Source organism: uncultured Brachyspira sp. (assembly GCF_944393015.1).
Taxonomy (GTDB): Bacteria; Spirochaetota; Brachyspiria; order Brachyspirales; family Brachyspiraceae; genus Brachyspira.
Map to the genome: position 1 here is coordinate 20,631 of NZ_CALXYQ010000013.1, position 20,946 is coordinate 41,576.

The following is a 20,946-nucleotide window of genomic DNA, read 5'->3' on the forward strand; positions in this document are numbered from 1 at the left end:
AAAGAATGTCTCAAAAAAATGAGAATAATGAAAAAAATTTAAATCAGGAAAGCTCTGCAGCTGATAATAAGCCAAAAAAATTTATTATCAAAAAAAGTAATGCATCTAATAATAATGATGATAATCAAGCTGCAGCAGCTGTTAAGAAAGTAAAAAAAGTTATAGTAAAAAAGAAAATAATAATACATAATAAATCAGATAAGCCTGATGCTCAAAAACAGGAAAATAATAACAACAATAACAATACTCCTGAAAAAAATAATATAGCAAAAGAAAATAGAGATACTAGAGATAATAATAAAGAATCTAAGAATAAAAATTATTCTCATAATAGAGAAAATAGAGATTTTAAAGAAAATAAATCATATAAAGATTCTTCTCCTGTTGAAGATGTATCTTCTTTTAAGAAAGACAATAAAAAAGATAATAAGAAGAGAGATTACGAGAAGAAAGATAAAGAATACGATAAAAAATCATCTCAAAAAGATTCTAAAGCAGAGGCAGCTCAAAGACAGGAAAATAAAATATTTAATAAACTTCAGGCTAAAAAACGTCAGCAGGAACAAAGACTTGCAAGTGTTGAAAAAGAAATCAGCATAATGGAAACTATTACTGTTGGTGATTTAGCTAAAAAGATGAATTTAAGAGCTTCTGACATAATATCCAAACTTATGGGTATGGGTACTATGGCTAGAGTTAATGATATAATTGACTCTGATACTGCTACAATTATTGCTGATGATTTTGGTTGTAAAGTTAATGTTATATCTTTACAGGAAGAGGCAACTATTGAAGTAAAAGAAGACAGAGAAGAAGATTTGCAGCCTCGTCCTCCAGTTGTTACAATAATGGGACACGTTGACCATGGTAAAACTTCTTTGCTTGATGCTATAAGACATAGTAATATCACATCAAAAGAAAGCGGCGGAATCACTCAAAATATCGGTGCTTATAAAGTAAAAATACCTAGCGGAGAAATAGCTTTTATTGATACTCCTGGACACGCTGCATTTACTATGATGAGAGCTAGAGGAGCTAAAAGTACAGATATAGTAATACTTGTTGTTGCTTCAGATGACGGTGTAATGCCCCAAACAGTTGAAGCTTTGAATCATGCTAAAGAAGCTAATGTTCCTATAATAGTTGCTGTTAATAAAATGGATTTGCCTAATGCCAGTATGGATAAGGTAAAAGCAGCATTATCAGAGTATGGACTTACTCCTGAAGAATGGGGCGGAGATACTCAATATATAGGTGTGAGTGCTTTAACTAAACAAGGTATCAATGATTTATTGGAAGCTATTATATTACAGGCTGAAATGCTTGAATTAAAGGCTAATCCTAATAGAGAAGCAATAGGTATAGTATTAGAGGCTTCACTTGATCCGGGCAGAGGTCCTGTAGGTACTGTACTTGTACAAAATGGTACTTTGAAAATAGGTGATTATTTTGTATGCGGTTTATCAGTTGGTAAAGTACGTGCTATGGTTAATGATTTGGGTCAGAGAGTTACAAAGGCTTTGCCTTCTACTCCTGTTGAAGTTTTAGGTTTTGAAAAGACTCCTGAAGCTGGTGAATCATTCAATGTTATGCTTGATGAGAAAGAAGCTAAGGCCATAGCTGATAAAAGAGTTCAATTAAAACAGCAGGAAGCTTTAAAGGCTAATGTTAAAGTTACATTAGAAAACCTTTATGAAAAAATAGCTTCTGAATCTATGAAAGAGTTCAAAGTAATAATTAAAGCTGATGTTCAGGGCAGTGCTGAGGCTTTGAGAGATGCTTTAAATAAAATACAAAGTGATAAAATAAGATTTGTTTCAATATATAGTGCATCAGGTGCGGTTACTGAAAGTGATGTAAACTTAGCTCATGCATCTAATGCTATCATTATAGCTTATAGAGTTCGTCCTTCCGGAAAGGCTAGAGAATTAGCTGAGAAACTTGGAATACCTATAGAAAGATATGATATTATTTATGAGGCAATAGAGGCCATTCAAAATGCTATGAAAGGTTCTCTTGAAAGACTCAAAAAAGAGGTTGATATTGGTACTGTTGAAGTTAGAGATGTATTCCATGTGCCTAAGGTTGGTACTATTGCCGGATGTTATGTAACTAATGGAAAAATAGAAAGAAATGCTGGTGTAAGAGTGATGAGAGATAATGTTCTCATTTATACAAGCAAGATTTCTAGTTTAAGAAGAATTAAAGATGATGTTAAAGAAGTTGCTAGCGGTTATGAATGCGGTGCTTCTATAGAGAACTTTAATGATATTAAGAAAGGCGATGTTCTTGAGATATTCAAGATTGAAGAAATAGCTCAGGATTTATAAAATTAATTTTTTAATATAATGATGGGTAATACATATTATTTTGTATTACCCATCATTATATAGTTGCTATTTATATAAATATATATATATAATTATAAATATACGTATTCTATAAGAGGATTAAATATGAAATTATACTCTGTACTTTTTTCATTTTTAATTATATTAATTGTTTCATGCACAAAAAATACAGGTGTTGTTGTAACTAATCCAGGTCCAGACATAGTTTTAAATAAAATTCGGTATGGTAATTTTAAAGGAGTAACTATAAATGCTGACAATGTATTAACTATAACTGGAAGCACCAAAGGTAATAATGGAACATATCGGTTTGTTGGTTATGATTTAACTATATCTGCTGACTTTGTAAAAATAAATGATGAAGGAAAAAATCTGCAAGTTGTACCATCAGGAAAATCAGTTCTTGTAGTTAGTACTACTCAATCAGCAATGGATTTTATGGATAAGATTAGAAAATCAGATAATACTGAATATAAAAAAATTGCTACAAATATGTTAGGACAGCTTATGAAGACTGGTAGTATAGATACGACTAAAACCGATGAATTACTTAAAGGCGTTAATTTATCTGAAAGTGAACGTAATCAAATTACGAATGAGTTATTAAGTCTGAAAGATGGTTTTTTTACTGAAGTTATTAAATAATTTTTGAAAGTGTAAATTATGAAAAAGTTTTTAATAGTATTTTTTATTTTTTCAATGCATACGGCATTTTCTAAGGGACTTCCTTTATCTACAGAAGTTACAGGTGAAAATTATAGTTGGATAAAGGGAAGACAGATGATAAGCTTTAATCTAAATCCAGGTGTTTCTGTATTTACTCCTATGATTTTAGATACTATTTTCAAACATGGAATGTATACAGTAGGTATGTTTGGTGCGGATTTAGGAAATGCTGGAAAATATTTACAGTATATAAATCTTAAGGCATTTGGATGGTATATACCTTCTGTTGAATATTCATTATTTGTTCATAATCAAATATCTGTAAGTGCAGGTATTGGATTATATGGAAGCCAGTATTCTTTCTATATTAGCAAAGAGAATGCTCTTAAATTATCTGGTAACATTAATTTGCCTCAGGGTTCCGATGCAGATCTAACTAGCTTTGTTGTAGGTGATACTAAATTTAATACTTCTATTATTATAATGCCTGTTACATTCGGAGTGAAATTTTATGGTAAGAAAAGACAGTTTTATAATCATTTCCGTTTGGCTATAGATGCATTTTTTTATGATATTCAAACCGAACATGGTGTTACTGCAGTGAGATCAAGTCAGACAGTAGCAGATGCAGCCGTTTATATTTCTTATGAAATTGGATGGAATATAGAATTATTTCCTACAAAAGAATGGAGAGTTAAACCTACTATTGATATAGGATTATTGGAGATAGGATATTATATAATGCCTTGGGCTGATAATATGGCGGGTGCTGTATATGGAAATTTAGCGGCTTTGGTTACTTCAGGATTTTTAGGTGGTGACATATCTAATGTTGCTACTTTGCCTGATTGGGCTAAGATACTTCTTAATTTTAGAATCGGTTTATTTCCAAGAATAGGTTTTAGTATAAGGTTTTAATGGATATTTAGATTATGAAAAAAATTATAATATTTATATTATTATTTAATTCTTTGATATATGCAGCAAGCTATGAGAATGCTAGACATGCTGTAGGTATAGATTTTGGTACTACAATGTATTCTACAGTTACTTTGCCTCTTGTAGGAAATTTATTATTTAAGCCCCAAAATGGATCAGACGAGCAATTATTTAAAGGCGGATTTGGTATAGGATTTACATATAATTATGCATATTTACCAAAACAGGCAATAGATGCTTATCTTGGAATATATAGTTTTAGTGCTCATTATAATGGTACTATAACTATTAATGGCTCAACTGCTTATCAAAAATCATATAAGGCTGATGTTGTAGTTATACCGGCATCTATAGGTGTTCGATTTTATTTTAATAAAAGTAATAGAGATAATGGTTTTTTCCTGCTTCCAAAAATAGGTATGAATATATTTGCTGTTAATGGAAAAGATTATTCAGCAAATAAAGAAGAGTTAAGTGCTATAGTAAATTTTTATATATCGGGGGAGATGGGATTTAAGATAGATATGTTTACAAAAAAAGGAGCAAATTGGCCTGTTCGTCCTTTTATTGACATATCTTTAATTGATTTAGGATATTCTTTTACTCATGGATTAAGATTTATATGGCTTCCTAGAATTGCTATAGGTGTAACATTCTAAAAGTGTGTTAATTGAATTTTTTAATAGGTATAGATTTGTATCTGTACCTATTTTTATGTTTTTATTAATTATTTATATTAATAAAAAAAATTCTTGTAAATATATAAAATATTGGTATACTTAATAAACGTTTTTTCTATTTTTTAAATATCAAATAAGGGAATTATTTATGGGTATTTCTTATAAAGACAGCGGAGTCAGCAGAGAAGAAGGCTATAAAGCTGTATCTCTGATGAAAGAAGTTGTGGCTAAAACTATGCATACAAATGTACTTAACAATATAGGAAGTTTTGGTGCTTTGTATGAACTTGGTAAGTATAATAATCCTGTACTTGTATCAGGAACCGACGGAGTAGGTACAAAGTTAGAGATAGCATTTTCTATGAAGAAATATGATACTGTTGGGATAGATGCTGTTGCTATGTGTGTTAATGATGTGCTTTGTCATGGTGCTAAGCCTATTTTCTTTTTAGATTATCTTGCATGCGGAAGATTAAATGGGGAAACTGCTGCTTTAATAGTTAAAGGTATTGCTGACGGATGTTATGAGGCTGGTGCTGCTTTAATCGGCGGAGAAACTGCTGAAATGCCTGGTTTTTATAAAGATGGAGATTATGATATAGCTGGTTTTTGTGTTGGTGTTGTTGAGAAGGATAAAATTATTGACGGCTCTAAAGTAAGTGAAGGAGATGCTATTATAGGTATAGCTTCTTCCGGTTTTCATAGTAATGGATATTCACTTATAAGAAAACTTGTAAGGGATTATAATGCTGTATATGAAGGTGAAAAAATAGGTGAAACTCTTTTAACACCTACTAAAATATACGTAAAAAAAGTACTTCCTTTATTAGAAAAATATAATATTAAAGGGATGGCTCATATTACAGGAGGCGGTTTAATAGAAAATGTTCCGCGTTCTGTTGCTAAAGGATATAAGGCTGTAATTAAAAAGGATAGTTTTGTTACTCCAAATATATTTAATTATATTCAGTATTTGGGTAATATAAAAGAAGAAGAGATGTATAATACTTTCAATATGGGTATCGGATTTGTAATAATAGCTTCTAAAGAGGATAAAGATAGTATCATAAATGATTTGAAAGAACAAAATGAATCCGCTTATGAAATAGGATATATTGCTAAAAATGATAATGAGGATAAGAGTGATATATGCTTAGAGTAGCCGTTTTAATTTCCGGAGGCGGAAGTAATTTAAAATCTTTAATAGATTCACAGGATAATGATTATTATAAAATAGATATAGTTATTGCAGATAGGGATTGCGGAGGACTTAATATTGCTGAAAATGCTGGAATAAAGGCTGTATTATTAGATAGAAAAGTATATAAAAAAGATTTATTCAAAAAAATAGATGAAGAGATTTCTAATATAGATTTGGTTGTATTGGCAGGATTTTTATCAATAGTAGACAGTGCCTTTATAAGAAAATGGGAAGGAAAAATTATTAATATTCATCCATCTCTTCTTCCTAAATATGGCGGAAAGGGAATGTATGGCATTCATGTACATGAGGCTGTAATTGCAAACAAGGAAAAAGAATCAGGCTGTACTGTTCATTATGTTACTGATACTATAGACGGAGGAGATATCATAATGCAGACTAAAGTTGAAGTAAAAGAAGATGATACTGCAGAAATTTTACAAAAACGCGTATTAGTAGAAGAACATAAATTACTTCCTGCTACTGTTAAAAAACTTTCTAAAATGTGATTTTAAATTTTGGCTTTATTCTAATTCCCCGCCCTTTAGGTTTATTGTGCATATTAGAAATATAATCACCATTGTTTTTTTATTTTTATAAGAAAAAGCAATGCCCACCCAAGCTGGGATTAGATTTATAGCTTTGTTAAACGCATGCTTAGTTATTTTTAATTATATAGAATAACTATGAATTATAATTATTTTATATTTTTTGCCTGTTTAGCATGCGTTATTTACCCATATAATAAATATAAGCAGACATTATAGATATCTCAGCATTATTATAGTCATCATCTGATGATGCCTCTGCTGCTTCAGGATCAAGATCACCATAACTAAAATAGCTTGATAAAGGAGCATAATCATCTTCAGTATTATAATCATCTATGCTAGTTCTTATTATAGAATCATTCAAATCAGCAACCATTAATTTAGCAGAATCATTTGGATTACCTGGAATATTATTATTGTTATATATTGTACTTACTGCACCGAATATGAGTAAAGCAGCAGCTATTGAACTTATAGATGCTATGACTCTCTTTTTATTGAAAATGCTTGCAGGTTTCTTATTTACTTTGATATTTGACATACCTAAAAGTATAGATGACATAGAATTGATTTCATCTCTGAATTTCTGACAAGATTTACAAGAAGCTAAATGTTTTTCCATTTCAAAGATTTCATTAGCATCTAAATCATTGTCCTTATGTCTGCTGATAAGCATTTCATAATATTCATGATTATTTTTCATAAGCTCACCCCCATTTTTTTTATAATAGATAGAAGTTTTTTTCTAGCTCTGAATATCCTAGTTCTGACAGTATTAACCGGCAGATCCAATTTTTCTGATATTTCATTGTAAGAGTAATTTTCATATTCAGCCATCATAAGCGGAATTCTGAAATCATCTTCCAATTTTTCCAAAGCCTCGGCTAATATAATTCTATGTATGCTGTCATCATTTCCGGATCCCTGTACTTCAGAATTTCTATATTCTTTTAAGCGGTATTTTTTTTCTCGCTCTTTTTTTCTTATATGATCAACAGCCCTGTTAAAAGAAACCCTATAAAGCCAAGTGTATATTTTACTTCTTCCCTCAAAACTTTCACGTTTTATGTAAAAACTTACAAAAACGTCTTGCACAATCTCTTCAGCTTCATCTTTATTAGAAATGATAGAATAAACCAAATTGAATAATGGTTTTTTATACATTTCTATAAGCTCTTTGTAAGCTTCCTCATTACCCGTTTTGAATGCATCTATATTATCTTCATAAGCCATAGCACTGCTCATATTTATCCTTATAAAAATTACCTATCTCATCATGCAGCTGTTTAGCTGAGCTTTTTGCTCCGGAGTAAGAACAGCTATAATATCCAAATCTCTCACTATCCTTAAATAATCTCTTAAAGCCTCTTGCTCTTTTTTCTGTTTTATCAGCTCTTTAATAGCATTTCTATCAGTATTGTCTTTCATTAACTCCAATCTTATACTGTTTTCTATTCTTTCTATTTCTAATCTGATAGGTTCTTCTTCTGTAATAAATTTGATGGCTATATCATACATTCTTTCAGCCTGTTCATCAGTTAGAGTTATACCAATTTTTCTAAAAAACTGTAAAGGATCATGTCCTAATCTTTTATCAAATTCGCCTCCTCTTCTATTTCTTCCATGTCCAGGCCCATGAGGACCGGGACCTTTAGGACCCGGTTGTGCAAAAATTGACAAAGATAATAATAATATCAAAGATACAGTATAAAATATTTTATTCATAAACTCTCCTTATCACTCCATAACTTTCAATATCATATTATCTTTTGCATTGTTAGACGTAAACATTATTTAAAAAGTTCCCACTATTTTTTAAAAATAATATAATATTTTATCCTTTTTATCTCATTATCTGAAAATAATGATAATATATCCAAGTCGCATGACATTATAGTATAATCAAAATCGGCTTCTTTTGCTTTTTTCTCAAATATTAACTGTTTAACACTCTCTAAATCCACATTTTCTTTTTTAAATTCGTCATTTATTTTCATATCAATTTTATTTATTTCAAATAAAATCTTTCTAGCATCTTTTAAGTATTTTTTTGTGATTGAATTTATAGTGTATTTTTTTTCTAAGTCTATATCCACTCCGGCATCAGTTAATACTTTAATAGAAGCATCATTTATTATAAAATGTTCTTCGGCATATAAGCTATATATATTAAAAATTAATACCGCAATAATCATTATTTTTTTCATATAAAAACCTCTTGATTTGATTATTTCTCATTTAGACGAATGAATTATTAAAAAGTTCCTAAAAATAGTTTTATATTTTACGCTTTAAAAAATAAAGTATTTATATTATAATAAAATGAATATATTGTTTATGTAATTTGGATATAATAATGTATAAAATAATTTTTTTAGATGAGAAATTAAAGACAATAAAACTTCTCTATGATAATAAAAGTAATGATGAAAATGCTATGTTTTCACTTATGAAATATATAAAATCTAAAATAAATGGAAAAATAGAAAGATCAAATGAAGGCTTTTTATTGTTTAATGATGAAAAAAAATATTTATTTTATATATTGGATAATGATGCTATATGTATAAAAGTGCTTATGCATGATGATAAAGTTGCTTTTGCCAATTTTAAATATATGGAAAAAGAGTTTAAAAATTATATAGATGAAATTAATATATTGATTGCAAAAGAGAAGATAGAAAATATAAATAAGTCAATAAAAAATAATATGTGGCTTGATTTTATGATCTCTAATTATGGTAATAACTTGAATATAGTAGGAGGCAATGATTTAAGCTGCAGTCATATTATAGAAATTATTTTTAAAAATGCTTCTTTTGTTCAATGTTCAAAGTATTTTAATGCATGTCCGAATGAATATGATATATTTCATTTATGCAGTAATGATGAAATAGAAGAAGTAATTAAAAAATATAAAAATGTCATTAATGGTAAATATTCTATCATGATAAAAATTAAAGCAGATGATATGAATAGTTATTTTTATATAGCATGCGATGGAATAGACTTTATTTATAAAGAGGTAGTATATGATTATGATTTTACTTCTCTTTATACTGCCGACAAAGAAAATATAATAAAAAAATATGATCTTATAAAAGAAGGAGATTCTTGGTATCATGAGAAAGAAAACTCACATAAGACATTAATATTTACAGATAAATTTTTCAATAGAAATGATACCATAGGAATATTATTTAGAATATATAAATTATGTTTTGCTAAAGTGAAATATTTTAGAACTTATATGTTTAAATTTGAACCTTATAAATATGATTATAAAAAAGGCTTTATAGAAACAGAACTTTGGGATGCTGAATTTTTTAAGCATATTGATTCAGGATATATGCTTGATTTAAGATATTTGCAGTCTATAAAAGTTTATGATGATTTTATAAAGTTATGTAATGAATTGTAAGAATTTGAAAAATAAAATGATTATATCATAAAAAAGTAGTTTATATTGAAACTTTTTTGAAAATTATTCGTCTAAAAATAAATAATAGAATAAGAGTTTAATATATATAGTATGCTATATAAAAGGCGGGGTGAAGTGAATGAGAAATTTTATAGAATTAGTAGTAAAAAGACCAGTAGCTGTTTTTATGTGTATGATAGCAGTATTAATATTAGGGATTGTAAGTTTAAGTAAATTATCAGTTGATTTTTTGCCGGATATGGAGTTTCCTTATATTACAGTAAGTACAGAATATGATAATGCGGGACCTGAAGAAGTAGAAAAATCGGTTACAAGAATAATTGAAAATGCTGTTGCAACAGTAAGCGGTATTAATACAATAAGCTCCACTTCAGAGGAAGGTAAGTCAAGCGTATTTATAGAATTTAACTGGGGTACTGACTTAGCAGTTGCTACAGCAGATGTAAGAGAAGCTATAGACAGTATAAAGAATTCTTTACCAGATGATGCTGATAGTCCTATAGTGCTTAAATTTTCAACAGATACTACACCTATTATGGAAATAGCTTTTTTCGGTACAGACAATTTAGGAGCATTATATACATTGATAGATAATCAGGTATTAAATAAAATAGAACAGTCCTCAGGAGTAGCAAGAGCAGAAATAAGAGGCGGATTAAAAAGTGAAATGAAAGTTGATTTAGTGTTAAATAGACTTCATGCTTATGGTATAGATATTAACAGCATAGTTTCTCTTTTATCCTCAGAAAATCAGAATCTATCCGGCGGTGATACTTATGAAGGAGTTTATAAGTATACTCTAAGAACTATGGGTGAGTTTACAACTCCGGAAGATATTGAAAATACTGTTGTAGTATTAAAAACAAATGATACACCTATAAAATTAAAAGATATAGGAAGAGTTTATCAGGGATATAGTGATGATTCTGAAATAGTAAAAATTAATGGAATGCCTGCAATATCTGTATCAGTTAATAAAGAATCAGGCGGAAATGCTGTTAATGTATCAAAGGCGGTAAAAAAACAATTAGCTAATCTTAATCTTCCTGAAGGCGTAGAATATGAGATATTATTTAATAGTGCTGATAATGTAAATCAGGCTATAAAGGGAGTATTAGATACAGCTTGGCAGGGCGGATTATTTGCCGTTATTGTATTAATGCTTTATTTATGGAATGTAAAAACAGTTTCTATAATAGCAGTTTCAATTCCTATGTCTATTATCATTACATTTACATTGATGTATTTTATGGGAATAACTTTGAATATTATATCATTATCAGGACTTGTTTTAGGTATTGGTATGATGGTTGATAACTCTATTGTAGTGCTTGAAAATATATTCTATTACCGAAATAATGGGTATGGTAAATATTCTTCGGCTATCAATGGTACTTCAACTGTTGCTCTTGCGATATCTGCTTCAACTCTTACAACTATAGCAGTATTTTTGCCTTTCCTTTTCGTTGAAGGACAAACAGGACAATTATTTAGAGATTTATGTATTACAGTTACAGTTTCAATGATAGGTTCTTTATTCGTTGCTCTTACTATAGTTCCTATGCTTGGGGCTAGACTTGTAACAAATAAGAAAACTAAATTTTTAATACCTATAGAAAATTTTGTTAATAATAAATTCCATAGTAAAGTTAATAATCTATATTCTAATTTATTAAGCTATTCTATAAAAAATAAAAAGAAAGTATTTATCTCTTCATTATCAGTGGTGTTTGTAATAATAATATTAGGCTTAATTTTTATAGGTAAGGAAGGATTTCCTACTTCAGATGAAGGACAATTCAAAATAGAAGTGAAAATGCCTGTAGGTACTAAATCAGAACAGACACAGGCTTTCATTACTAGAATGGAAGGCGATATACAAGCGGCAATCGGAGAAGAAGATTTTTACAGAATGCAGTCTAGGGTAAAATCAGGTTCTGAAGAAAATTCGGCTGAGATAAGGGTTCAGCTTAGAGGTAAAAGCGAAGGAAGAAAAAAGTCAGTTGATGAATATATAGAGATAACAAGAAAATCATTATTATCTTATCCTGCACAGATTAATATATCCGCAGTAACAACATCGTCTATAGGCAGCATCGGAAGAAACGGAGGAACAGGAGGAAATGAAATAGAAATAGAACTTGTAGGAGATGATTTGGATAAGTCCACTGAAATAGCTAATAATATAATAAAAGCAATATCGGATATAGAAGGAATAAGAGAACCAAGACTTACAAGAGATGATTCTAATCCTGAGTTAAAAATATATGTTAATAGGGAAATAGCAGCTAAAATGGGGGTTAATGTTAATACAATAGCGAATATTATTAAAACTAGTTTTGCAGGTACAACAGCTACAACTATGACTCCTGCTAATTCTGATGTTACTGATATAGATGTTAATGTTCGTTTAGGAGAGCCTGACAGATTAAAGATAGATGATATATCAAGAATTATGATACCTACAACATCAGGAATAGTACCTATATCATCAATAGCAACTATAGAAAAAAGCTATGGCCCTACAGAAGTAGAAAGAAAAGACAGCACAAGAATAACAACTATCAAAGCATCAGCTTATAATAGAGCATTAAATGAAATAATGCAGGATGTTCAGAATAATATTTCAAAAGAAGTATTTCTTCCTTCAGGATTCACTATTAATTATGCCGGAGATTTTGAGAATATGAAAGAAGCATTTTTACAGCTCCTTCAGGCATTTATTTTAGCATTGATTTTAGTTTATGCTATAATGGCTAGTCAGTTTGAATCTTTTATTGCTCCTTTCGTTATAGCATTTGCAATACCATTTGGTTTTGCTGGTTCTTTAGTGGCATTATTTATAGGAAGACAAACTTTGAGCGTATACAGCGGAATAGGTTTTATAGTGCTTATTGGTATTGTAGTAAATAATGGTATTGTACTTATAGACTATATGAATCAGCTTATGTATGAAAAAAATATTAATGGAGATGATGCAGCATTGGAGTCAGGGCCAAGAAGATTAAGACCTGTACTTATGACAACGCTTACTACTATATTAGGACTTTTACCTATGGCATTAGCAGGAGGAAGCGGAAATGAAATTTATCAGCCTTTATCCATTGCTATACTAGGAGGACTTTTAGTTTCAACTGCATTTACTCTTATAATAGTACCTACTATTTATGCCGCTATAAGAAATAAAATACCTCTAAAAGATTATGATAAAAAAGATTTAGAAAGTAAAAATGATTTTGCTGATTATGATACTATAAATGTTACAGGTAAGTGATTTTTTATAATATATGTTAAGGGTTTGATTTTTTATTAAAATACAAGCCCTTAATTATTTTTTACTGAAAATTTTTAGTATATACCTAAATAACTATACTTTGTAAAAAATAAAGTTATATTTTGTTTTTAATATCTGGGGCTTTGCCCCATACCCCAGTTCTTTTATTGGTATAAAAGAACCAAAAGAACTGCATTTTTAGTCTAAATTTAGGTTATACCATACATTTAATACATATATTTTTAATATAAAGTTCTAACAATTGCATTTTTCGCATAGCGTATCCGAAGGATAAAAACTTTGACGAAGTACGCAGAGCGGTGGGGCAAAGACACCACAAACAATAAAATTGAAAAAACTAAAATTGACAAAATATATTTGTTTAGGTATATATTATTAATTTATTCATGTTCTAATAATTTTTTATAAGTAGCATCTATGGCAAAAGCTCCTAGTGGGGCTGTTATCAGTATGGCAAGAACTGCTATAACAAGTATAATCTCTCCTGAAGCAAAACCTAATGATAAAGGAATTGAACCTATTGCAGCCTGAACTGTTGCTTTAGGACAATATGCAATCATGCTGAATATTCTCTCTTTTTTATTTAATTTAGTTTTTATTAATGATACAAGCACTCCAAACATTCTGAATATCAAAACAGCAAATATCAATATAATTCCTAATGCTCCGGCTTTCATAGCATAATTAATATTTACAGCAGCACCTACAAGTACGAAAAGCATAATTTCAGCAGCTACCCAAAGTTTAGAATATTTTAATGAAAGTCTTTTTGATAATTCTTCTTTTGATTTTTTAAGATATGCTCCTATACTCATAACGGCCAAAAGTCCTGATATTCCTATAATGCCGCCGAATAGATTTGATATTGAATTTTCTATGCTTACAAGTATAAATGATATGCTTAGTATTATAACTACTTTAGCACTGTCTCTTATATGAAACTTAGTAAAGAATTTGGATAATATGAAACCAATAATTATTCCCAACAAAAGCCCGAATATAATTGAAGTAGGTATCTTTATAAAATCAAGATAAGATATATTGCCTCCTTTTACAAGAGAAGTAAAAGATGTAAATAATACTATTACAAATATATCATCAACGGAAGCACCTGCCATTAATAATTGAGGTATGCTTTTATTAGTACCATATCTTTCATCTATAAGTTTAAGCATCTTAGGGACAAGCACAGCCGGAGATACGGCAGCAACAACAGAACCCATTAAAGCAGCATCTAATAAGCTAATATCAAAAAGTTTAGGAGCTATTAAAATCATTCCTATTATTTCAAATGTTGCAGGCACAAAGCACATAAGTATTGCAGGGCGTCCTACCTTTTTTAAATCTTCTATATCAAGATTAAGTCCGGCACGTGTTAATATTATTATTAATGCCAATTCTCTTAAATCTGCTGATATTGAAAGTATTGAATTATCAAGTAAATTAAAGCAGTATGGTCCTAGTATTATACCTGTGATTATAAGTCCTAACAGAGAAGGAAGTTTTAAAAGTGAGAATATTTTTCCAAGTATCATTCCGCATAAAAATATCAAAGCTAAACTGAGAAGCATAAATATATAATCCTTTTTTATTAGTATTTGATTTTTTATGAGTATATGAATTATTGGATTTTAGTTGAAAAAAATATAAAAACTGAATCTGCAAATCCATATATAAATTATTAAAGATTTTATTTGTTCTTTAATAATCATAAAAAATCATCAAATTTGCAGAAGTCATCAGCTTTTATATATAAAAAAATAAATAAAGCGGTTTAATTATTTAAATATAAATTGATTAAATAATCTAAGGAGACCTCATTCCTTATTTGCTGTATACTTTATCATAAAATATTTTTTATTTCAAGTTATTTTTTTAAATCTCTAAAACTTAAAGCTGTATTTGATTTTTTATCAACTTTTAATTTCATACCTAAAACTTTATTATAATATTTAGCAGGTATTCCAACGCAAGGTCTTAAAGCTATTAAATCTTTTTCTGTAATTATTTCACCTCTAAGCATTGCATGACTTAAATAAATACCTCTTTTTGCATATACAAGTTCCTTTTTTTCCTGCTTGCTTAATACATGCTCTTTCTTGCTTGCAGCATCTCCTCCAAGCATAGTTAATGTTTTATCAATAGACTTTATCATCTCCAACATGCCATTTGTTTCTAAGCTAATAATATGATCTCCTGTTTCTTTTTCAGGTGTAACAGTAAAGTGTTTTTCTATTATTTTAGCACCTAAAGAAACAGCAATTATAGGAGCTTCAATACCTATAGTATGATCTGAATATCCTATTATATTATTTTTAAATAGATTTTTCATAACAGATATTCTGTTGAGTCTAGCATTTTGTAAAGGAGTAGGGTATTCTACAGAACAATGTAATAATGCTACTTCATTTTTTTTCAATATTTTTAAGGCTTCTTTAATATCTTTATTTAAAGCTAGCCCTGTTGAAAGTATGACAGGCTTTTGAGTCTTAGCAACAGTTTCAAGCAAAGGTATATTATCTATATCGCATGAAGCTATTTTTATTATAGGTATATCGTAGCTTACAATATCATTTACAGAATCTACAGAAAAAGGAGTTGTTATAAATATGATTTTATTTTTTTTAGCTTCTTTTATTAGAGGTTCATACCATTCTTTTTTTAATATGATATTGTCAACACCGTCTAAAGCATCATCTTTTAATTTCAAAATTTTAGTATATTCTTTTGCAGCGAATAAAGTTTTTTGTGTGAAGCTTTGAAATTTTACAGCATCAGCACCGGATTTAGCTGCTTCTTGAATAAGTTTTATTGCAGTATTTAAATCGCCTTCATGATTACATCCTGCTTCAGCTATTATGAAATATCCTTTTTTATTTATAAGATCTTTTAATTTTAACATACAATCATATCCTAACTATTAGTTTGCAATATATTATCGAAATAGAATTGTTTAATTATTAAAACTTTTTAGTATTGGGAATATTGAAAAAACAAATGCGTTAAAAAAAAAATGAGCTGGTGATGGGACTCGAACCCGCAACCGGCTGATTACAAATCAGCTGCTCTACCAATTGAGCTACACCAGCAAAGTGATTATTATTATACAATAACTGAAAAAAAAGTCAAGCGATTGAATAAAAAAATTGCATATTTTTTTATTATCATTAACTTAATTATTCTTCTCTGTCTTTTAATCCTTCAACCATATCCAATCTATTTATATAATAAGCACTCATTACAGATACAAGGAATATTACAGTTATAAGCAATGCTATAGCAAGTATATAGCTTGACTGATATACATGCGGAACAAATGAAAATAATTTGCTTGAGAAAGGTTTTTTTACCAAATATAATATTCCGTATCCTGCAGCTATTCCTAATGGTATGGCAACTATTATTTGTGTAATAGTTTCTTTTAATGAGGCTATCATAATTTCCTTTGTAGTATATCCCATAACTTTTAGAAGAGTGAATTCATATCTTCTAGTTGCAAGCGTTATAACACCTACACCATAAAGAGAAGTAGCACCCAGTAAGAAGGCTATGAATATAAGTATCTGCACCAAAAGATATATAGTAGCTATCTGATTTTTATAAGCCTCATACTCATCATTTCTGAAGCTGTAATATGAAACCTCTTTACTTTTATCCAATATATCTTTCATATCTTCCTTAGTGAAATCATCTTTAGTTGATATAAATATGCTGTTATAAACATCTTGTATATCGAATGTTTCTTCAGCAAATTTTTTATCTATATAAACATAGAACATACCTTGCTGATCAACGAATTTACTCACTTTAACTCTTCTTGAAATACTGTTTCCTAAAGTATATAATTCTATTCCAATATAATCATTTTCTTTAATATTTAATTTTTCAGCTAAATATTTAGGAATCATAACAGAATCTTCTTTGTCATTATTATTAGGTATATCCATAGAAGAAAAACTGTCTTTATATATTAAAGCAGGTATATACAAACTTTCAGCACTATCCTCAAATGCAGGATATAATCTTGCCTGATAAATAGCTGCCTTATCATAATATTTAATGCCTTCATTAGTAAATATATCAGAATTATCTTCCCATTTTGTAGGATTTATATTTGCAACAACATCATATAAAGCAAATTTTTCATATAAGTTGTATAAGAAATAATCAAAGGAATTATTAAACCCTTGAGCAAATATAGTCATACTTATAGCAGCGAACATTCCCCAAAGAGAAGCTAAATATCTTGTTTTGCTTCTTGAGGCATTTTTTATAGCATATCTTGTATTGAAAGAAAATTTATTCCAAATCGGTAATTTCTCTACAAAGCTTTTACCTGATCCTTTAGGCGGCTCTCCTCTCATAGACTGAGCAGGATTTAATTTCAATATTGATACAGCAGCCAAAAGGTTAGAGAATATGCATACAAATAATATTATTACCGCTGATATTATCCATAAATCTATATAGGTGTTATGATTAAAATTAGGCATATCAAATATATTTCCTAATGCATTGAATATAGGAGGCAAAAGGAAATTGCTTGCAATAAAAGCTAAAAGTATACCGAAAAATGATACTAAGAATGAATATTTTATATACATAAACATTATAGAAAAATCTGTAAGTCCGATAGCTTTCATTATACCTATTTGTTTTCTTTCTACAGCAACATTTCTTCTTTGTATAATATAAAGTAAAAGTATTGCCATAAGAAGAAGTATAGAAGGACATATATATGAAAAAGAGTCTATTTGGAGTAATGTTTGTTCATAGTTTACATAGTTAACAGATTGTTTTCTATCTGTGAATAAGAATATTTTTTGTTTTAATTTTATTCTTATTAGATTTTCAACATTTTCTTTATTAGCATCTTCTGTGTATTTTATATATATTGAATTGTAAGGTATATAATTAAAATGATCCTCATGAACTTCTATAACTGCAAAATCTTTAGCTTCTGAAGCAGTGCTTGCTCCGTCTTTAAATAAAAATACATAATTAGGATAAGATACTAAAGCGGCTATAACAAATGAATTAGTTTTATCATTAAATACTAATTCTACAGTATCGCCTAATTTTAAAGAATTAGCTTCTGCAAAGTTTTTATTAATTGCTATTTCATTAGTCTTTAATTCAGATTTTCCTTCATATACATAAGGCTTATTTATCCTATCTTCAGCATTATCAGTACCGTAAATTATAGCATCAATATTGTCTATTTTACCTTGAAATCTATGCTTAGCAACAACTTTATCAACGCCTTTCATTTCTTCAAGAGTTTCTATATCATTAGTATCAAACATACCGAATAATACTAAATCATCCAATGTATTTTCTTCAAAATAATTTTCAGCTGATAGTTTAAAATCTCTATATACTGTTTTTACAGCAACGAAGAAAAGCACAGCCAATGTTACTATGAATACAGCAGACATAAATATAGCAAGCTGCTTATTTATTTTTCTAAATAATAGTTTAGTTTTTATATTTATCATTATTATTTTACCACTCTATATCTTCAGGATTCAAAGGATTTGCCACATCATATTTATCTAATACTTCACCGCTTAAAATTTTTACAACAGTATCAGCCATTTTAGCTATTTCTTTACTATGTGTAATAAGTATGATGCTTGTTCCTAAATTTCTGTTTAGGTCTCTAAGTATTTTTAGAGCCATAACACCTGTTTTATTATCTAATGCTCCAGTAGGCTCATCGCATAATACCACTTTAGGCTTTTTAGCTATGGCACGTGCTATACTTACTCTTTGCTGTTCTCCTCCGGATAATTCTGTAGGATAATGTTTTACTCTGTTTTCAAGACCTAATAATTTTAAAGCCTCTTCTGCATTACTTCTTGAAAGTCCTGTAATTTCAGTAGAAAATTCAACATTCTCTATAGCTGTTAAGTTAGGAAGTAAGTTATAGCTTTGAAATACGAATCCTATATTTTCTCTTCTAAATTTAGCTAATCTTTTATCACTATAATGAGAAATATCCTCACCCAAAAATAATACCTGTCCGCTTGTAGGTTTATCTAAAGCACCTAATATATTAAGTAAAGTACTTTTTCCTGAACCGCTAGGTCCTAATATAGCAGTAAGTTTTCCTTCTTCTATTGTAAGGTTAACAGATTTTAATGCCTGTGTAGCACCTCCGCCATGTCCATATATCTTACTAATTTCTTTTATTTCATAAAGGTAGCTCATTATTTAAAATCCCGTAATATTATTTTTTTCTTCCATTCTGAAACAGCTTCAGAAACTATTTCTTTAGCACATTCTTTTTTACTTAAAAGAGGAAAAGATTTAAATCTTCCGTCTTTAAAAAATATTGTAATTTTATTAGTATCTTTTCCTATAGCATCCTGTATTTTGTTAGCAACTATCATATCAGCATCTTTTCTTTTCATCTTATCTACAGCATAATTTTTTAGTTCCTCATCATTTTCAGCAGTTTCCGCAGCAAAAGATACTATTAATGTTCCATTTTTCTTTTTATTTTTTGAAGATGCAAGTATATCATCATTTTCAATTAATTCTATAGTATTTATATTATGTTTTTTTACCTTTTTATCAAAAACTTGTGCAGGTCTGAAATCTAAAGGAGCAGCAGCCATAAGAAGTATATCTGTATTATCAAGTTCATTCAATACATTATCCTGCAATTCTTTAGTAGTATTTATTTTGATTTTTTTATCATTATTTTTTACAGCTAAAGAATCATTAACTTTGCCCTCTATATATGTAGATATTCCACCATTTGAAGATATTTCTTCATATATAGAAGCTCCCATTTTTCCGCTTGAATTATTAGTGATATATCTTATAGGGTCTATCCATTCTATTGTAGCCCCTGATGTAATAGTGAATCTTATATTATTGTATTTCAATGATTCATTATTTGAAGTTACTATTTTTATTATAGTATCAAGATCGGCAAGCCTTCCAACACCTTCATCATTGCATGCCATATTTCCGCTTTCTGGCGGTATTAACTCATAATTTAATTCTTCTATTAGATATTTAACATTTTTTTGATTTGCTTTATTAGTCCACATATGAGGATTCATAGCAGGAGCAAAATATTTCTTTTTTGTATATGCACATGCTATTGTACTTATTGCATCATCGCATATACCATTTGCTATTTTTCCTATAATATTAACATCGGCAGGGGCAATTAATAATATATCTGTTTCTTCATTAATATGAATATGTCTAAGTACATCGTCTTCCTGCCATAAATCTGTTATCACTTTATTTCCGCTCATAGTTTCTAATGCTTTAACGCCGACCATGTTTTGTGCATTTTTTGTAACTGCACAAATAACATTATGTCCTTGTTTTTTTAAATGACTAACAAGGAATGGTGTTTTGTATGCAGATATTGAGCTTGTTATTGCAAGTAAAATTCTCATAATTTAAAATATAACTTTATACCCTTTATTAAACTATACTCTTAAACTATTATATACTACTATAAATAAAAAAAATAGTCTATATATTTTTATAATTTTTTTTATTTTTCTTTACAATAATAATATACTTCATATTGAAAATTATTTTATTTTTTAGTAGTTATAAGTAAGATAATATGAATAAAATAATATTTTTATATATATAATATGATATATGAATTTTATATATGTGAAATAATAGTTAAAAAATAATGCGTAAACTACTAACATATAAAAAATGATTTTTTTAATAAATTCTAAAACCATATAAATAGAATTTATTGTTTTATCGATATTTTAATATACTATAAATAAATATTGTAAAAAATGTCATATTTTTTTTAGTTGATATTGACAA

At 28.7% G+C, this 20,946-nt stretch carries 17 protein-coding genes and 1 tRNA gene; 8 read left to right on the forward strand and 10 right to left on the reverse strand.

The genetic code is table 11. From position 1 onward, the window contains the following. Window positions 1-5: 5 nt before the first annotated feature. The 6 genes from infB (at window position 6) to purN (ending at window position 6,346) form a co-directional block, all read left to right on the forward strand. A complete protein-coding gene (infB, locus tag Q0K19_RS06285) occupies window positions 6-2,330 on the forward strand; it encodes a translation initiation factor IF-2 (protein WP_297246414.1) in 2,325 nt (774 codons plus the stop codon). Between the two features lie 126 nt (window positions 2,331-2,456). Further along, window positions 2,457-2,996, forward strand: a complete 540-nt coding sequence (locus Q0K19_RS06290) for a hypothetical protein (protein ID WP_297246416.1) — start codon at window positions 2,457-2,459, stop codon at window positions 2,994-2,996. An 18-nt stretch (window positions 2,997-3,014) separates the two neighbouring features. Beyond that, window positions 3,015-3,935: a hypothetical protein gene (locus tag Q0K19_RS06295; protein WP_297246417.1), complete on the forward strand. Its 921-nt coding sequence runs from the start codon at window positions 3,015-3,017 to the stop codon at window positions 3,933-3,935. 14 nt (window positions 3,936-3,949) lie between these two features. Beyond that, entirely contained in the window at window positions 3,950-4,615 is a 666-nt protein-coding gene (locus tag Q0K19_RS06300) for a hypothetical protein (protein WP_297246419.1), read from the forward strand. A gap of 169 nt (window positions 4,616-4,784) precedes the next feature. Continuing rightward, window positions 4,785-5,798 (forward strand): phosphoribosylformylglycinamidine cyclo-ligase, encoded by a 1,014-nt coding sequence (purM, locus tag Q0K19_RS06305; protein ID WP_297246421.1) that lies wholly within the window; start codon window positions 4,785-4,787, stop codon window positions 5,796-5,798. Further along, the gene (gene purN, locus Q0K19_RS06310) at window positions 5,786-6,346 is read left to right on the forward strand and encodes a phosphoribosylglycinamide formyltransferase (RefSeq protein ID WP_297246423.1); all 561 of its coding nucleotides are present in this window, start codon (window positions 5,786-5,788) and stop codon (window positions 6,344-6,346) included. Before purM ends, purN begins: the two co-directional genes overlap by 13 nt. A gap of 220 nt (window positions 6,347-6,566) precedes the next feature. On the opposite strand, the gene Q0K19_RS06315 is transcribed toward purN, so the two are convergent. The 4 genes from Q0K19_RS06315 to Q0K19_RS06330 all read right to left on the reverse strand — a co-directional run bounded on the left by Q0K19_RS06315 (window position 6,567) and on the right by Q0K19_RS06330 (window position 8,595). Continuing rightward, window positions 6,567-7,091 (reverse strand): zf-HC2 domain-containing protein, encoded by a 525-nt coding sequence (locus Q0K19_RS06315; RefSeq protein WP_297246425.1) that lies wholly within the window; start codon window positions 7,089-7,091, stop codon window positions 6,567-6,569. Further along, window positions 7,088-7,633, reverse strand: coding sequence for an RNA polymerase sigma factor (locus Q0K19_RS06320; protein WP_297246427.1), 546 nt, complete (start codon window positions 7,631-7,633; stop codon window positions 7,088-7,090). The genes Q0K19_RS06315 and Q0K19_RS06320 overlap by 4 nt, the downstream gene beginning before the upstream one ends. Window positions 7,634-7,654: 21 nt before the next feature. Beyond that, complete coding sequence (locus tag Q0K19_RS06325) at window positions 7,655-8,113, reverse strand: periplasmic heavy metal sensor (RefSeq protein ID WP_048595390.1); 459 nt, start codon at window positions 8,111-8,113, stop codon at window positions 7,655-7,657. Window positions 8,114-8,196: 83 nt separating this feature from the next. Continuing rightward, entirely contained in the window at window positions 8,197-8,595 is a 399-nt protein-coding gene (locus Q0K19_RS06330) for a hypothetical protein (RefSeq protein ID WP_297246430.1), read from the reverse strand. 149 nt (window positions 8,596-8,744) lie between these two features. Here Q0K19_RS06330 and Q0K19_RS06335 point away from each other — a divergent pair, with 149 nt between their 5' ends. Together Q0K19_RS06335 and Q0K19_RS06340 are read left to right on the forward strand one after the other, a co-directional pair. After that, entirely contained in the window at window positions 8,745-9,809 is a 1,065-nt protein-coding gene (locus Q0K19_RS06335) for a hypothetical protein (RefSeq protein ID WP_297246432.1), read from the forward strand. A 139-nt stretch (window positions 9,810-9,948) separates the two neighbouring features. Then, entirely contained in the window at window positions 9,949-13,104 is a 3,156-nt protein-coding gene (locus Q0K19_RS06340; RefSeq protein ID WP_297246434.1) for an efflux RND transporter permease subunit, read from the forward strand. Between the two features lie 401 nt (window positions 13,105-13,505). Here Q0K19_RS06340 and Q0K19_RS06345 read toward each other — a convergent pair whose 3' ends face one another. From Q0K19_RS06345 to coaBC, 6 genes are all read right to left on the reverse strand, one after another. After that, a complete protein-coding gene (locus Q0K19_RS06345; RefSeq protein WP_297246436.1) occupies window positions 13,506-14,696 on the reverse strand; it encodes a cation:proton antiporter in 1,191 nt (396 codons plus the stop codon). 296 nt (window positions 14,697-14,992) lie between these two features. After that, complete coding sequence (locus Q0K19_RS06350; RefSeq protein ID WP_297246438.1) at window positions 14,993-16,027, reverse strand: N-acetylneuraminate synthase family protein; 1,035 nt, start codon at window positions 16,025-16,027, stop codon at window positions 14,993-14,995. Between the two features lie 114 nt (window positions 16,028-16,141). Continuing rightward, a tRNA-Thr gene (locus Q0K19_RS06355) sits at window positions 16,142-16,214 on the reverse strand. A gap of 87 nt (window positions 16,215-16,301) precedes the next feature. Then, complete coding sequence (locus tag Q0K19_RS06360) at window positions 16,302-18,623, reverse strand: FtsX-like permease family protein (RefSeq protein ID WP_297246440.1); 2,322 nt, start codon at window positions 18,621-18,623, stop codon at window positions 16,302-16,304. Between the two features lie 7 nt (window positions 18,624-18,630). Then, window positions 18,631-19,338, reverse strand: coding sequence for an ABC transporter ATP-binding protein (locus tag Q0K19_RS06365; protein WP_297246442.1), 708 nt, complete (start codon window positions 19,336-19,338; stop codon window positions 18,631-18,633). Continuing rightward, window positions 19,338-20,549, reverse strand: coding sequence for a bifunctional phosphopantothenoylcysteine decarboxylase/phosphopantothenate--cysteine ligase CoaBC (gene coaBC, locus Q0K19_RS06370; protein ID WP_297246444.1), 1,212 nt, complete (start codon window positions 20,547-20,549; stop codon window positions 19,338-19,340). The genes Q0K19_RS06365 and coaBC overlap by 1 nt, the downstream gene beginning before the upstream one ends. Between the last annotated feature and the right edge of the window lie 397 nt (window positions 20,550-20,946).

Coding starts and splice junctions, on each gene's coding strand:
- coaBC (WP_297246444.1), bottom strand. CDS start 20,549: ATGAGAATTTTACTTGCAATAACAAGCTCAATATCTGCATACAAAACA.
- Q0K19_RS06335 (WP_297246432.1), top strand. CDS start 8,745: ATGTATAAAATAATTTTTTTAGATGAGAAATTAAAGACAATAAAACTT.
- purN (WP_297246423.1), top strand. CDS start 5,786: ATGCTTAGAGTAGCCGTTTTAATTTCCGGAGGCGGAAGTAATTTAAAA.
- purM (WP_297246421.1), top strand. CDS start 4,785: ATGGGTATTTCTTATAAAGACAGCGGAGTCAGCAGAGAAGAAGGCTAT.
- Q0K19_RS06345 (WP_297246436.1), bottom strand. CDS start 14,696: ATGCTTCTCAGTTTAGCTTTGATATTTTTATGCGGAATGATACTTGGA.
- Q0K19_RS06290 (WP_297246416.1), top strand. CDS start 2,457: ATGAAATTATACTCTGTACTTTTTTCATTTTTAATTATATTAATTGTT.
- Q0K19_RS06330 (WP_297246430.1), bottom strand. CDS start 8,595: ATGAAAAAAATAATGATTATTGCGGTATTAATTTTTAATATATATAGC.
- Q0K19_RS06295 (WP_297246417.1), top strand. CDS start 3,015: ATGAAAAAGTTTTTAATAGTATTTTTTATTTTTTCAATGCATACGGCA.
- Q0K19_RS06300 (WP_297246419.1), top strand. CDS start 3,950: ATGAAAAAAATTATAATATTTATATTATTATTTAATTCTTTGATATAT.
- infB (WP_297246414.1), top strand. CDS start 6: ATGTCTCAAAAAAATGAGAATAATGAAAAAAATTTAAATCAGGAAAGC.
- Q0K19_RS06365 (WP_297246442.1), bottom strand. CDS start 19,338: ATGAGCTACCTTTATGAAATAAAAGAAATTAGTAAGATATATGGACAT.
- Q0K19_RS06340 (WP_297246434.1), top strand. CDS start 9,949: ATGAGAAATTTTATAGAATTAGTAGTAAAAAGACCAGTAGCTGTTTTT.
- Q0K19_RS06325 (WP_048595390.1), bottom strand. CDS start 8,113: ATGAATAAAATATTTTATACTGTATCTTTGATATTATTATTATCTTTG.
- Q0K19_RS06350 (WP_297246438.1), bottom strand. CDS start 16,027: ATGTTAAAATTAAAAGATCTTATAAATAAAAAAGGATATTTCATAATA.
- Q0K19_RS06320 (WP_297246427.1), bottom strand. CDS start 7,633: ATGAGCAGTGCTATGGCTTATGAAGATAATATAGATGCATTCAAAACG.
- Q0K19_RS06315 (WP_297246425.1), bottom strand. CDS start 7,091: ATGAAAAATAATCATGAATATTATGAAATGCTTATCAGCAGACATAAG.
- Q0K19_RS06360 (WP_297246440.1), bottom strand. CDS start 18,623: ATGATAAATATAAAAACTAAACTATTATTTAGAAAAATAAATAAGCAG.